Consider the following 15,163-nt stretch of genomic DNA (forward strand, 5'->3'; position numbering starts at 1 on the left):
ATCAAAATTACTATCCTTTTGAGGAACGACTAGAGCGATACGCCGAAAGAGCGCCAATGATAATAATCAAACAAAGAATTGGAATAATAATGTAGTTATATAAGCGAACATGCACCGAATCTTTGATAAAATGAAAAATGATATTATAAGCCGTTAAAGAAGCAAAGATTAAAATGATAAATCGCAAAATTCCGTTATTAATTGCTTTAGCTTTTTCATTTTTTGTTTCTAGATAACTATAAATAGTATTAGCCACAACTGTAGCATTAGCAATTTTATTTTCAATTTGTGAGTTGCGATAAATGTATTGTTTAATGTCTTTAATTAACTCGCGGTTTAGATTTGCGGCATTTTCTAAATAGTTTTTGATAGTGCTACTGTAATAGTTTAGAGCGTTTCTAGTATTTTTAATGACATAAAAACCTTTAGTAATTAAACGATTATTGTTTTCGTTGCTAAAAATATCAATAAATGTTGCCATTGCGTGAATGTAATAAAAATAAGAAAGCGTTACTTTAAATAAATCATCAGCATTAGTGAAAAGCTCAACATTTGTATGTTCAGAACAAAGTGTTGCGTTCATTAAATCATAGTAAAAAATAAACCTTTTATTTTCATCAACAATTTTGTTATTACTAGCAGAATTTTTATTCTTATCAACTTTGCTATACTCTTCTCATTTTAAAATATTAGTAACATTTTCGTATTTTTTACTATCGTTTAATTGAGCTAAAAATGTATGTATATCTTCTTTAAAAATTTTGTTGCTCTTAGAAAGCGATAAACAAAGCTTGTCATTAATAGCTTCGGAATTAATTGTAAATAGTGAATAGTAATTTAGCATAATTTGCTCGCTAATTTTTTTCTTAAACATTTTTCTTTTGTCATTTCAATGATCAAGAAAAGATTGGATTAGTTTTTTTACTTTAATTAATTCATAACCATAGCCGTTATCTTGCGAGTTCTCTAACTTTAGCTTTTCTAGCAAGTCTTGTTTAAAGAAATTAATTTTTGTTGCAGTGTCAAACTTGGAAAAAACATTTAAATTATCCCAGTGTTCTTCATTGCGATGGAAAATGTTTTTCTTCCGACCGGGCACTTCAAGTATAAAATAATCTTCATATAAATGTCTTAAATACTCATCATCATTGAAAAGTCTTAGTAAATTGTTTTCTATGCTAAAAATAATTGATCCGTTATTAAAAATTGAAATAAAAAACAAATTGCTTTTTAAGACATCCCCCTTTTGACTCGATTTTTCGCTTTCTTTGATGTAAATCCGGTAGATTTCATCCTCGAATCAGAAATTTTCATCAGGAAGTGTTAGCCTTGAAAACATTTTCACTTCCATACTATCGCCAGCTTGAAACTCTTTTAAAGTATGATGTAATTTGGCAATGTTTTTGGTACTTTCTTTAGTGTTTAAATTAAGAGGATGGTGAAAGATCTTTCCAGTATTGCATGAAGCGAGTAAAAAAATGCTCACTTGATCAATGTCTTTAGTGACTTCAAAAAAGTCTTTTTTAAAATTAAGGAAATTATCGCTCAAATTTTTCATAAAATGCTCCTTAAAATAGTTATTAATTATTATAGTTTAATAAATTTGAATACGAAGGCAAAAGCTTTTGTTAAAAACTAAAATTGAAAAAACAACTAGTGGGCTCGTTTTTAATAAGGATTAATTTTAGTTGCATTCAAATCATTTTGAGCAATTAGTTTTTAATGAATTTAATAAAAAAGCGATATTTTATTCTTTTAGATAAAATTCAATATTGCAATTTACTTAGATAATTCTTACTTTATTTTTTTAATTTCGCTTATAAATTCATCTACATTTTTTTAATTTCTTATTTTTATTTACATTAATTGTTTTGAGTTATTTTCTTACTTCAAAATAGTTTTTGTAAAATCTTTTAATTTTTAGATTTTAATGTAACTTTCATAATGAGAGTGCCTCTACAAAATACTTTTTTGGTTTTAGTCTTATCTATTGATTAATTATTTATAATTTATTAAATTAACTTAATCATGAAAAAAAGTGTTGTAAAAAACAATTTAGGTTTTAGCGGTAATCTCTTTGTTTATCAGGATAAAGAGATGTTTAATTATTCGGTTGATACAATTTTGTTAGGTAATTTTATTGCCATTAATCGCAATGTTTCTAATATTTTAGAAGTTGGTACAAATAATGGAGCTTTGGCAATCTTTGTTGCTTCAAGAAATCCCAAAATCACCATTGACGCAGTCGAAATTCAACATGATGCTATCGAAATTGCCAATGAAAATGTTAAAATGAACGGTCTTGATAAACAAATTAGAGTCATTGAAGGTGATTTTAAAAAATATGCCAAAGATTACGCTTATCGTTGCGGCAATCAAATGGCTAAGAAATATTCATCAATTATTGCTAACCCGCCATATTATAATGAAAATTACAACCAAACCAAAACATCCGGTACCATGGCGCAAAAATTAGCAACTCATGAAATTAATTTAACTTTAGAAGAACTGATTTCATCAGCTAGCAAAATCATTGAGCAAAAAGGCTATTTAACAATGGTTATGCCAATGGCAAGATATGTTGATTTAATTTGTGCACTAAGAAAATATAATTTTGAGCCTAAACGTGTGCAAATTGTTTATACTAGAGTGAATAGCTTGCCCAAATTTTGTTTAGTTGAGAGCCGTTTTAACTCAGGATGAGGCACATTTTTTCATAAAAATATTTATTTACACAATGATGATCGCTCTGACCATAGTTATCGTGACGAAGTTAAAGAATTATATAGTCCAATTAAGTCTAAAATTAAAGGAGAATAGCAATGGAAACAAAAAAAACATTTTATATTAGCACACCAATTTACTATCCAAGCGGCAAGCTTCATATTGGTCATTTACTGACGACAACTTTGGCATGGGTTTATCGTAATTTTAAACGTAATGAAGGTTATGATACTTTTTTTGTAACAGGCATTGATGAACACGGCCAAAAAATCGCTCAAAAAGCTAAACTTGCAAATTTGAGCGACCAAGCATATGCTGATGAGCAAGCGAAGATTTTTCTTGAATTATGAGACGATCTAAAAATTGATTATGACTTTTTTTCGCGGACAACTTCTCCTAAACATGAAGTCATTGTTAAAAAAGTATTTGATGCTTTACTTAAAAAGGGCTTTATTTATAAAGGAAAATACGAAGGGCTATATTCTGTTGAAGATGAAGAGTTTTTAACTAAATCCCAAGCATTTTTAATAAACGGTGAGTACTATCATCCTACTTCGAAGCACAAACTAAATGTAGTTAGTGAAGAGAGCTATTTTTTCAAAATGTCAAGTTTTGGTCCTTGAATTAAAGACTATTTTGAAAATAATCCTGATTTTGTAAGCTCAAAAGCAACGATCAACGAAATGCTTAATAATTTTATTAATCCAGGTCTTGAAGATCTTTCTGTTACAAGAGTTTCATTTGACTGAGGCATTAAACTAGACCAATATCAAGACAAAAAAACCCATGTTATTTATGTTTGACTTGATGCTTTATTTAATTATTTAACAGCGCTCAATTTTTGAGAAGAAGATGATGAAAATTATCAAAAATTCTGAGTTAATGGCACAGAGCGAGTGCACATTTTAGGTAAAGAAATTAGTCGCTTCCATTGCATTTATTGACCAATTTTTTTACAAGCCTTAGATCTTAAGCTACCAACAAAAGAAATAGTACACTCATGAATTGTGACGCCAGAAGGCAAGATGTCAAAATCAAAGGGCAATGTCATTGATCCTCTTCCTCTTGTTAAAAAATACGGCATTGAAGAAGTGAAGTATTTCTTTAGCTCGCAAGTGAACATTGATAGTGACTTTGCTTTTAGTGAGAGTTTACTTATTAATGTTCTAAATGCTGATTTGGCCAATAACTTCGGTAATCTAGTTAATCGCACAATTAAAATGGTTAACCAATCTTTTAAAGAAGGCACTACTTATCAAGAAAAAGATCTCTTGGCATTGGATAAAGAACTTTACTTAAAAATTGAACAACTATATCAATCTTATTGCGAACATTTTAATAATTTTTATGCTGATAAGGCCTTAAAGAAGGCAGTTGAATTAAGTAGTTTTTTAAACGAATACATTGATCGTAACGAGCCATGAAAATTAAAAGATAATCTAGAAAGATTAAATGTTGTCTTAAACACACTACTAAACGGAATTTACGTAGTTAATTACATGCTAAGCGTTGCTTTTCCAATCAAAAGCGCCCGAATAAATCAATTTTTATGTCAAACAAAATTGTCTAAAGGTTTAATTTTTAATTTTAATAAGTTTGATTATAAAGAAGTATTTGTTGATAACATTGTATTTCCAAGAATTAATAAGTAATAACTAAGTCTTTAAAAATAATATCTTTTCATTTTAAAAAATACAGTTCGCTTCAAAACTGTATTTTTATTTATCAAAAGGCAATATGAATAATTAAGATTTAAACTTATTTTAGAATTTATTTGATTTGAATTCTTATTGAGAAATATTGTTTATTTTATGACTGTCTATTTCTTTTTGTGGTTTTAAGAAATTAGAAATTTCTTCTTTCAAATACGAAATTTTCTTTAGATCGCTTTTTATTTCTTCATCTATGCTACTATCTTGAATAGCTTCGGCGGCTTTGGCAAGTTCTTCATATTGTTTTGTCAATATTTCTAAACTTACAAGGATTCTTTTTAAATTTTCAATTTCCGATTGGTTGTATAGATCAACAACCAGGACTTCGGTTTGTAGTTCATTTAAAACTTTTTGGGCAGCTACTAAAAGTTTTTCAAATTGACTTTTAGCTTTTTCTTTTTGCTCTTCATAAACTTTTTTGGCGGCTTTTATAATCTCTCAACTAGCACTAATTTTAATTTTAAAAACAGTAACTTTCCCTGCTAATTCATCAAATTTTTTCCAAGCTTTTGTGTATTTTGTTTTTTCGATTGCCTCTTCTATTAGTAGAATTTTACTTTTTAAGTCATTTAGATCTTGAAATAGTTTTTCATAGTCATTAGTTAAGGAAATTCATATTTTAATTAATGTTTTGATATCTTTATCTTTGTTAATTCCTTTAAATGTTGTTTCAAGATCATCAAACTTTTGATTTAAAGCATTTAGAGTTTCATTGGCATCTATTAATTCTTTATCTATTTTATTTTCACTAGCTTGTTTTTCTTTACTATCTTGTTGGTCTTTTTTATTAGGTATTATAAAATTTTCGCAAGCAATCGTTACTATTCCTGTTGTAGATACTACCGTTCCTAATGCCACCGTTATTAATAGATTAAGAGAATTTTTTGATTTTTTCATTTATATATAATGTTCTTTCGTTTAATTTATTCTTTCAAATAAGCATTAATTTTAAATTATTTTTCAACTAAAAAATAAATCTTATTTAAAAATTTTGCTTGATAATTAATCATTTATTTAAGCGAAAAAATGTATAAAATAATAAATTTAAATAATTAAAAAAGCGACTTAATGGCCGCTTTAATAGATTTATTTTTATTGTTTTAAAATTTCTTTAACTTTTTTCTCTAATTCTTTTAATTTAGTTTCCAAATCTTTAAATCCTTTTTCAAGGGTTTTAAGATAAAACTTGCCTTCAATTTCTTTTAAAGCATCTTCAGCCTTTTTTAATTCCTCTTTAATCTCATTTAAAGTTTTTTTGGCCAAAGCTTTATCAGCTTTTGTTTTTGGATCATCTATAATTTTTGTAAGATCTTCATGTTTTTTTGTAATCTCTTTTTTAAGTTTATTTAATTCTAATAATCTTTCTTCAGGAGTTTGTTTAGCAAGTTCTTCTGCTTTTTTCTCTAATTCTTTTAATTTAGATTCCAAATCTTTAAATCCTTTTTCAAGGGTTTTAAGATAAAACTTGCCTTCAATTTCTTTTAAAGCATCTTCTACTTTTTTGAGTTCTTCTTGAACTTCTAATAAAGTTTTTTTAGCCAAAGCTTTATCAGTTTTTGTTTTTGGATCATCTATAATTTTTGTAAGATCTTCATGTTTTTTTGTAATCTCTTTTTTAAGTTTATTTAATTCTAATAATCTTTCTTCAGGAGATTTTTTGGGCTCTTCTTTAGGCTCATCTTTTGGATTTTGCTTAGGATCTTCCTTCTTAGGATCCTCTTTTTTAGGTTCATCCTTTTTAGGATCTTCTTTTTTGAGCTCGTCTTTCTTTGGCTCTTCTTTTTTTGGATCCTCTTTTTTAGGTTCATCCTTTTTAGGTTCTTCTGGTTTTTTATTAGTATTATCGCAAGCCGCAGCTACGACTGAAGTTGTGAATAAAGAAAGGCTTCCAACACTAGCTAATAATAGGCTAAGTGCTTTTTTTGACTTTTTCATTATTATGTAAAATTCCTTTTCTAATTAATTAGTTTTTTATTAATAAATATTTATCCTTAAGTTACTTTATTAAAAATCAAGTAACGTATGCAATTCTACAAAAAAAAAAAAAAACTCGAAATTTCGTTAAAGGAGTTAAAAATATCCATTTTAATTTGACTAAATAGTGATTTTTTTTTGAAATTTAATGAATCTTTTTTAAAAATAAACAATAGTTTAAAACTTTAAAGTCTAATTTCGAAATATTTTTGTTGTTTAAAAAAGAACCAATTTTTTGGTCTACCTTAAACGTAGCATAAAATATAGTATAAAAATGTTATAAGCAAAAATAAAAGCCCTCAAAAAAATGAGAACTTTTATTTAATGTTAACTATTTTGAAGCTTCTTCAGCTTTCTTTTCTAATTTTTTTAACTCAGTTACTAGTTCGTTAAATCCGTCTTTAAGTGATTTAAAGTAAAACTTATCTCCGATTTCTTTTAAAGCATCTTCAGCCTTTTTTAATTCTTCTTTAATCTCATTTAAAGTTTTTTTGGCTTTTTCTTTATCGCTACTATTATCGTCTAAAGTTTTTTCAAACTCTTTTTGTTTCTTTGCAATCTCTTTTTTAAGATCATTTAGTTCCAATAGTCTTTTTTCTTTAAGAATGCTTTCTACTTTCTTTTCTAATTCTTTTAGGCTAGAAATTAATTTGTTAAATCCATCCTTAAGAGTTTTAAGATAAGATTTGCTTTCAATTTCTTTTAAAGCATCTTCAGCTTTTTTTAGTTCTTCTTTAACTTCTGACAATATTTTTGTAGCTAGTTCTTTACTAATATCGCTTTTTATGGTTTTTTCAAGTTCTACTTGTTTCTTTGCAATCTCTTTTTTTAGGATGTTTAGCTCTAGTAATCTTTCTTCAGGAGATTTTTTGGGCTCTTCTTTAGGCTCATCTTTTGGATTTTGCTTAGGATCTTCCTTCTTAGGATCCTCTTTTTTAGGTTCATCCTTTTTAGGATCTTCTTTTTTGGGCTCGTCTTTCTTTGGTTCTTCCTTCTTAGGATCCTCTTTTTTAGGTTCTTCTAGTTTTTTATTAGTATTATCGCAAGCCGCAGCTACGACTGAAGTTGCGAATAAAGAAAGACTTCCAAGACTAGCTAATAATAGGCTAAGTGCTTTTTTAGACTTTTTCATTATTATTTGAATTTCCTTTTCTAATTAATTAGTTTTTTATTAATAAATATTTATCCTTTAGTTACTTTATTAAAAATTAAGTAACGTAGCCTATTCTACAAAAAAAAAAAAAAACATCAAATTTAGATAAACAATGTTTAAATTAACAATAAAAATATCCACAATGGTGAATTTTATGGATACAAATTAGTAAATCTTTATAGATTTAAATATGCTTAAAATTTTAATAATTTTCAGATTTTTAAATGAATATATAAGAAATATATTGATAAGGATTCACTCATATAATCATTTCCTGGCTAAATTTTTTATTTAAAAAATAGCCTTTTATTTACTAAAAAAATTATTTTTTCGATTAATAAATTTGTTTGATGATAAATAAAAATATTCCCGATTATTAGTTTTAGTCTAATGACCGGGAATATTTTTAATATTGCCTAGTTTTTAATATTTACTTTTATATGTAAATTTTTATTTCTTTTTATTATTTATAAGTTTTATTTTACAAATTCCTAATTGCTATTTTTGCTTGTTTCTCCAGAACTGTGCAATTCATCTTCTCATTCAGGTTGACCTTTTGGAACGTGAGGATTTTGTTTTTCTTCTTTAGGAGTGGCATTTTCATCAGGCTGACCGAATTTATGCAATTCATCTTCTCATTCAGGTTGACCTTTTGGAACGTGAGGATTTTGTTTTTCTTCTTTAGGAGTGGCATTTTCATCAGGCTGACCGAATTTATGCAATTCATCTTCTCATTCAGGTTGACCTTTTGGAACGTGAGGATTTTGTTTTTCTTCTTTAGGAGTGGCATTTTCATCAGGCTGACCGAATTTATGCAATTCATCTTCTCATTCAGGTTGACCTTTTGGAACGTGAGGATTTTGTTTTTCTTCTTTAGGAGTCGTACCTTCATCAGGTTTATTAGAATCCTTAGTATTCGGTTTCTTTGAATCTTCTTTCTTTTGGCCGTCTTTTTTAGGTTCTTCTAGTTTTTTATCAGTATTATCGCAAGCCGCAGCTACGATTGAAGTCGCAAATAAAGAAATGCTTCCAACACCAGCTAATAATAAGCTAAGTGCTTTTTTAGACTTTTTCATTATTATGTAAAATTCCTTTTCTAATTAATTAGTTTTTTATTAATAAATATTTATCCTTAAAGTTACTTTGTTAAAAATTAAGTAACGTAGGCAATTCTACAAAAAAAAAAAAACTCACAATTTCGTTAAAGGAGTTAAAAATATCCATTTTAATTTGACCAAATGGTGATTTTTTTCTGAAATTTAATTAGCATTTAGTAATAAAAAATAATCATAAGCAAAAATAAAAGCCCTCAAAAAATTGAGAACCTTTATTTAATGTTAATTAATCTCAACATCGCACTTAAAATTGCGACTTTTGAAATGAATTATTAATTGCAACTTTAAATTAATTGATTTAAACTATTTTGAAGCTTCTTCGGCTTTCTTTTCTAATTCTTTTAGATCAGAAACCAATTTTTCAAATCCGTCTTTAAGCGATCTAAAGTGAAATTTGTTTCCAATTTCTTTTAGAGCATCTTCAGCTTTTTTTAATTCCTCTTTAATTTTTGGCAATGCTTTTTTAGCTTCTTCTTTATCAATGTTGTTATCGGCTTTTATGGTTTTTTTAATTTCTTCTTGTTTCTTTGCAATCTCTTTTTTAAGATCATTTAGTTCTAATAGTCTTTTTTCTTGAAGAATGTTTTCCAATTTTTTTAGTTCAGAAACCAATTTTTCAAATCCGTCTTTAAGCGATCTAAAGTGAAATTTGTTTCCAATCTCTTTTAGAGCATCTTCAGCTTTTTTAAACTCTTCTTTAACATCTTCTAAAATTTTCTTAGTCAATTCTTTACTAATTCCATTTTTTATGGTTTTTTCGAATTCTGCTCGTTTTTTTGTGATCTCTTTTTTTAGACTGTTTAGCTCTAGTAATCTTTCTTCAGGAGATTTTTTGGGTTCTTCTTTAGGTTTATCTTTTGGATCTTGTTTAGGATCTTCCTTCTTAGGCTTTTCTTTTTTAGGTTCATCCTTTTTGGGTTCTTCTTTAGGTTTATCTTTTGGATCTTGTTTAGGATCTTCCTTCTTAGGCTCTTCTTTTTTAGGTTCCTCAGGCTTTTTTGGCTCCTCAGGTTTTTTATTAGTATTATCGCAAGCCGCAGCTACGACTGAAGTTGCGAATAAAGAAAGACTTCCAACACTAGCTAATAATAGGCTAAGTGCTTTTTTAGACTTTTTCATTATTATTCAAAAATTCCTTTTCTAATTAATTAGTTTTTTTATTAATAAATATTTATTTCGGAGTTACTTGTTTCAACAAATCTCAAGTAACAAAGCCATTTTACAAAAAAAAAAAAAAACATCAAATTTAGATAAACAATGTTTAAATTAGCAATAAAAATATCCACGATGGTGAATTTTGTGAATACAAATTAGGAAACCTTAATAGATTTAACTATGTTTAAAAATTTTAATAATTTTCGGTTTTTTAAATTAATATATAAAAAACATATTGATAAGCATTCACTTGTAGAATAATTTTCCAGCTAAATTTAGTATTTAAAAAATAGCCCTCTATGAGCTATTTCTTTTTTAACTTTAATTTATTTAGTTACGGTAACTTTTTTTGGTGTTTTGATTATTATCGGTTTTTGGATTAGCCAATTTTTCGGTAATTTCTTTTTCCATTTTTTCAATTTCTTTTAAATCTTTTTCAACTTCTTCTATTGCGCTTTCGTAATCAATTTCTATTGAAGGATTTTTAACAAATTTTATATAATCGGATTTTAACTCTCCCAAATAGTACAACATTTGTTTTGAATTTTTATCTTTATTGACTATTCCTTTTAGGAATGTCCATGTTTCTTGAATATCTTTTAAGTATTCATCAATTTTATTTTTAAAAAGGTTTCTTTGATATTCTTTTGTTAGTTCTAAAACTGCTAAGCTTTCTTTAACCTTGGCATTAATATTTGCAACCTCATCTTTTAAGTTTTCAACTTTTTCAATAATAACTAAGTCGCCCGATTCCTCGGTGTTTTTTGCTACCTTGATTAATTGCGATTCTAGCTCTACTAATTTTTCAATCCATTCTTTATGATCTTTTATTAATTTTTTTACTTCAAGCGGGTTATGAATCCAATTTTCCTGAAGTTTAAAGTTATCCATTTTTAACTTTAAAGCATTAAAAGAATTATTGATTTTGTTTAAATTATTATTAATTTCATAAAAGTCTAAGTTTTTTTGTTTTTCAATATCCTCAGTTTGTTCTAAAGATTTATTTTTATCTTTTTTTGCTTCATTTTCTTTTGATATTTCATACTGGGATTCTAAATTTTTTTTAGAACTATCACAAGTGCTAGCTAACAAGCCGGATGCTAAAATTGTTGTGCATGAGGCACTTGTTAATAGTAATTTAATTGATTTTTTCATTATATAAAAAGTTTCTTTCTAATTAATTAGTTTGTTCTATGAACAAATATTTATTCATGTAAATTGTTACTTTTTTAAAATAACAAGTTCATTTTACAAAAAAAAAAAAAAACGCCCAAATCGGCGAAATCAAAACAAGATTTGTAATAAAAATTGAAAAAATCAAAATATTTTTATGTAAAAAAATAAGCATTTTCAATACTTGTAAAGAATATTAAAATCAAATTTCAAAATATTAGTAAATAATTACTTAAATAAATTTAATTATTTCATTCTTGTGTTTCTATCGATACAGTTTTCATTATTTTATAGTTTATATATTGAATTTGACTTCATATTTTTGCTAACTTAATGATTCAAATACTTGATCTATTCATAGTACTCTTAAAAGAACCGCTGTTAGTAATTCGACTAGTTCTTATGCATAAAAATTGTCTTTTTAATTAATTAATTAATTCTTTATATAAAAAATATTTACAATTGTCACTCTTGTAGAAATGCCTAGTTACAAATTTGTTTTTTTACAAAAAACTAAAACCAGTTTAAAAAATCGGAAATTTTTAATAAAAATTTAAAAAATAATCATTAATTTTAAAAAATGACTAGAAAAATATGAACCAATGTCCTTAAAAATAATTGTTTTATTTTTAATTTGCATTTTTCATTTGCTTATGATATTAAGATTCTTGGATATTTATTTTAGATATCTTTTAGAAAGAATTTTTAAAGTTTTGAAAGTCAAATATAAAAAACGATTCAAATGAATCATCTTTTTATTTATATTATAATTGCTTAATATCAATGTTTATTTGGTGGCATTCACCACTTAAAGAGCCATTTTTTTCGTTGATTGATTTTTGAATTCTTCAATTTTCTTCAATTTTTCTTCTACTTGTTTTATCGCAATATCATAGTTTATTTTTTTTGAAGGTTCTAAAATGTATTCATTACACCATTTTACTAAATCGTCTAAGTAAAGTTTAATTGCTGTTTTGGTATGATTGTCCTTTGGAAACATCTCTTTTTCTATTATGGTTTCTAAAACACCATCAAAAATTTTTAAATAATCTTTGATTTTGCTTTGTTCACTTTTTATAGAGTTTTCTTGATCTTGTTTTTTTGTCGTTATGACCTCTAAACTTTCATTGACCTTTCTATTGAGTTCGGAAATTTCTTTTGATAATTTTTTAATTTGATTTAATCCATCCAAGTCCCTTACCACATTAAGTAATTTTTCGATTTTAGCAATTTGTTCCTCAAAGCTATTTAACTCATTAATTGCCTCTTGGTAATTGTTAATTAATTTTTTTCAAACATTAACCAAATTATCGGTTGGTGCATATTGTTCAATGATATTTTTTTCAACATCCGAAGCTTTAATTTTTAACTTTAGATCATTAAAAGAATTGGTAATATCAATTAACGCTTTTTGAATTTTTTTATCATTTCGATTCGCTTGCATTTCTAACTCTTTATTGTCTTTTTCTTTTTTGTTAGAATTGTCTTGTTCTAAAGGTAAATCTTCATATCCCTTTGGCAATTGATCATTTTCTTTTTTTGATGTTCCTATAGTTTTTGGGCTTTCTTGTTTTTTATTTTTACTACTACAAGATGCTGCTATTATACTTGTTGCAAATAAAGCGGTTCCCAAAACACTTATTAATAGTGGTTTAAATGGTTTTTTCATATATATAAAATTTTTCTTTCCAATTAATATGCCTTATTATTCAAAAGCTAAATAAATGTTTTTTTATAAATGCTTTTAAAAAACATTTGTTAGCGAGTGCATTATACAAAAAAAAAAAAATAAGGTTCATAAAACTCAACATAACAAAAAAAATAATCTAAAACAGACCATTTTTTTATGTTTTTTATATCTTGGTTATTTTTGTATAATTTCTTAATTAGTTTTATTATCACTCTTATTTAAAGAACTAATTTTTTCATCAATCTCTTTTTCAAAAGTTTTAATTTCCCCTAAATTTGCATTGGCTCTTGTTATTGCTTCTTCATAATTTATTTCATTCGCAAGTTTTAGAACATAAGTTTTATAATTTTCTTTTAAAATGGACAAATCATTTTTTATTGTTTCTAAAATTTCTTTTTTCGATTCACCATAATCAACCAGAACCAACATTTCAGTTTTTAAATCTTGCAAAACTTCTTCAAAAAGCGATAAATAATCATCAATTTTACTTTGCTTTATTTTTATATCATTGTTTTGTTGCTTCTTAAGAAATATCAAAACATTTAGGCTTTCACTAATTTTTTCTTTAAAATTGTTAATTTTTCGTTTTAAATTTTGAATTCGGGTTAAATTTTGTGATTTTTTTGTAACATAAGGCAATTTTTCTATTTTATTAATTTTATCTGTAAGTGCTTTAAGTTCATTAGATAGGACTTGATATTGATCGATTAATTTTTCTCAAATTTTAATCAAATCGTCTATTTTCGTATCTTCTTTGATGGTATTTCTTTCAAATTCTATATTATTTATTTTTAACGCTATATTAGTAATATTGGTTTCAATATTAATTAATTCATTTTCAATTTTTTTAGTTTCAAAGTTTTCTTGCTGCTTTGAATCTTCTTTATTTTTTTTATTAGGATTATCTAATTCAGGTGTTTGCTTATCATCTTGTTTTGGAGAATGATCTTGCCCTTTTTTTGTATCTTCTGAAGTTTTTGGTTTCTCTTTATCAGAATTTTCTTGTTTAGGATCTAATTTTTCAGGTTTCTTAGGTTCTTCTGGCTTTTTGCTTTTATCAGTGCAAGCTGCTGCTATTATGCTTGCTGAAAATAAAGTAGTTCCTAAAACACTTGTTAATAGTAATTTAACTGATCTTTTCATTATATAAAATTTTTTCTTTCTAATTAATTAGTTTTTTATGAATAAATTATTGATTTTCTTGCTGCAACTTTTTGTAAAAAACATCTAGTTACAAATTTATTTTACAAAAAAAAAAAAAATGTTTCGCTTGTCCAGATTCTTGAAAAATATGCAAAAAAAGTTATTTAAAATAATTCATTTTTTGTGAAATTTTTTCAAAAATTATTATCAAAAGCAAATTGATTTTTATAGCAAATGTTTTTTACAGAAAAAAATAAAATGCCAATTCTTAATTAATGCTTTCAATTGACATTTTCAATTCTATTTATTTAATTTGTTTTATATTTTTTTCTTTGGCTTTCTTTTTTAAATTTTCTAATGCTTCAATTAATTTTTGAAAATGATTCACGTTTTCTTCATTGTTTGCGGCCTTTAAATCACTTAAAATATTTTTAGCAGCTTCAAGTTCCTTATCAATAGTTTCAATAATCTGTTCAAGTTCTTTTTTTGTTTATGGTTTCACTTAAATGTTTGTGTTTCTCTTGAAATCATCTTAGTAGGTCTCTTTTATAGTCATCATTATTTAGTTCGTAATTTTTTAATAAATCCTCTAATCGACTTCTTAGATTATCGAGTTTTATAATGAGTTCATCGCATTTTCTCTGAATTTCATCGCTGTGTTTTTTGGTATCAATTTTTGGATAGAATTCATCTATTAAAAGGGCTTCTTTTTTTAACATTTATCAAAATTTCTTCTAAAAATTTTTTATTTGATTCTGATACTAATCAATTTTCATTAATAACTTTTTGAAATTCTTCTAATTTTTTAGTTGCTTTGTCAAGATATTCTAATATCGCTTCCTTTGTGAGTTCTGAAGGTTGGTCATCTTGTTCCATTGGAAGAGATGGAACATTTGGCTCATTTGGCTTTTGATCATTCTTATGATTGTGTTGATCTTGTTTTGCTTGGACCATCTTGTTGAGGTTTTTCTAGTAAAGGTAGTTTATGTGTTTGTGAGTCATCTTTCTTTGGCTGTTGGGGTTGAGATTGATTTGGTGATTCTTGATTTTGATCTTTTTTTGGTGATTGAGATTGAGGTTGATTCGGTGCTTGTGGCTTTTGGTCTTTTTTTAGAATCATTATCTTTAGAATTAGAATTTTCATGTTTAATATCAGGTTGTTCTTGTTCTTTGTTGGCTTCTTTTTTCTTTGGAAGAGTGTTAGGTTTGTCATTGCAAGCAGCAGATATAACGCTTGTAGCAAATAATGTAGCGCTTAGAGTACTCGTTAGCAACAAACTAGTTAATTTTTTTGATGTTTTCATTATATATAACATTCCCTTAT

Annotated in this window: 13 protein-coding genes; 2 read left to right on the top strand and 11 right to left on the bottom strand. The window is 26.2% G+C overall.

Annotated features, from left to right (window positions below; genetic code table 4):
* Positions 1-10 precede the first annotated feature (10 nt).
* A complete protein-coding gene (locus EXC42_RS05865; RefSeq protein ID WP_012498087.1) occupies positions 11-1,558 on the bottom strand; it encodes a hypothetical protein in 1,548 nt (515 codons plus the stop codon).
* A 470-nt stretch (positions 1,559-2,028) separates the two neighbouring features.
* Here EXC42_RS05865 and EXC42_RS00825 point away from each other — a divergent pair, with 470 nt between their 5' ends.
* Together EXC42_RS00825 and metG are read left to right on the top strand one after the other, a co-directional pair.
* The gene (locus EXC42_RS00825; protein WP_012498088.1) at positions 2,029-2,820 is read left to right on the top strand and encodes a tRNA1(Val) (adenine(37)-N6)-methyltransferase; all 792 of its coding nucleotides are present in this window, start codon (positions 2,029-2,031) and stop codon (positions 2,818-2,820) included.
* Between the two features lie 2 nt (positions 2,821-2,822).
* On the top strand, positions 2,823-4,376 hold the full coding sequence (gene metG, locus EXC42_RS00830; RefSeq protein ID WP_012498089.1) for a methionine--tRNA ligase: 1,554 nt from the start codon (positions 2,823-2,825) through the stop codon (positions 4,374-4,376).
* Positions 4,377-4,511: 135 nt separating this feature from the next.
* On the opposite strand, the gene EXC42_RS05870 is transcribed toward metG, so the two are convergent.
* From EXC42_RS05870 to EXC42_RS00880, 10 genes are all read right to left on the bottom strand, one after another.
* Positions 4,512-5,333: a hypothetical protein gene (locus tag EXC42_RS05870; protein WP_012498090.1), complete on the bottom strand. Its 822-nt coding sequence runs from the start codon at positions 5,331-5,333 to the stop codon at positions 4,512-4,514.
* 195 nt (positions 5,334-5,528) lie between these two features.
* Positions 5,529-6,371 carry a hypothetical protein gene (locus EXC42_RS00840; RefSeq protein WP_012498091.1) on the bottom strand — a complete coding sequence of 281 codons (843 nt, stop codon included), beginning with the start codon at positions 6,369-6,371 and terminating at the stop codon, positions 5,529-5,531.
* Between the two features lie 370 nt (positions 6,372-6,741).
* Entirely contained in the window at positions 6,742-7,542 is an 801-nt protein-coding gene (locus EXC42_RS00845) for a GumC domain-containing protein (protein WP_012498092.1), read from the bottom strand.
* A gap of 512 nt (positions 7,543-8,054) precedes the next feature.
* Complete coding sequence (locus EXC42_RS05875; protein WP_012498093.1) at positions 8,055-8,639, bottom strand: hypothetical protein; 585 nt, start codon at positions 8,637-8,639, stop codon at positions 8,055-8,057.
* A 342-nt stretch (positions 8,640-8,981) separates the two neighbouring features.
* Entirely contained in the window at positions 8,982-9,797 is an 816-nt protein-coding gene (locus EXC42_RS00855; protein WP_012498094.1) for a hypothetical protein, read from the bottom strand.
* Between the two features lie 366 nt (positions 9,798-10,163).
* Positions 10,164-10,988: a lipoprotein gene (locus EXC42_RS00860; RefSeq protein WP_012498095.1), complete on the bottom strand. Its 825-nt coding sequence runs from the start codon at positions 10,986-10,988 to the stop codon at positions 10,164-10,166.
* An 826-nt stretch (positions 10,989-11,814) separates the two neighbouring features.
* The gene (locus tag EXC42_RS05880; RefSeq protein WP_012498096.1) at positions 11,815-12,675 is read right to left on the bottom strand and encodes a hypothetical protein; all 861 of its coding nucleotides are present in this window, start codon (positions 12,673-12,675) and stop codon (positions 11,815-11,817) included.
* 213 nt (positions 12,676-12,888) lie between these two features.
* Positions 12,889-13,839, bottom strand: a complete 951-nt coding sequence (locus tag EXC42_RS05885) for a lipoprotein (RefSeq protein WP_012498097.1) — start codon at positions 13,837-13,839, stop codon at positions 12,889-12,891.
* A gap of 606 nt (positions 13,840-14,445) precedes the next feature.
* Entirely contained in the window at positions 14,446-14,793 is a 348-nt protein-coding gene (locus tag EXC42_RS05890; RefSeq protein WP_012498099.1) for a hypothetical protein, read from the bottom strand.
* Between the two features lie 29 nt (positions 14,794-14,822).
* Positions 14,823-15,143: a hypothetical protein gene (locus EXC42_RS00880; RefSeq protein ID WP_012498100.1), complete on the bottom strand. Its 321-nt coding sequence runs from the start codon at positions 15,141-15,143 to the stop codon at positions 14,823-14,825.
* Between the last annotated feature and the right edge of the window lie 20 nt (positions 15,144-15,163).

The sequence above is a fragment of the Metamycoplasma arthritidis genome, assembly GCF_900660715.1.
GTDB classification, from domain to species: domain Bacteria; phylum Bacillota_I; class Bacilli_A; order Mycoplasmatales; family Metamycoplasmataceae; genus Metamycoplasma; species Metamycoplasma arthritidis.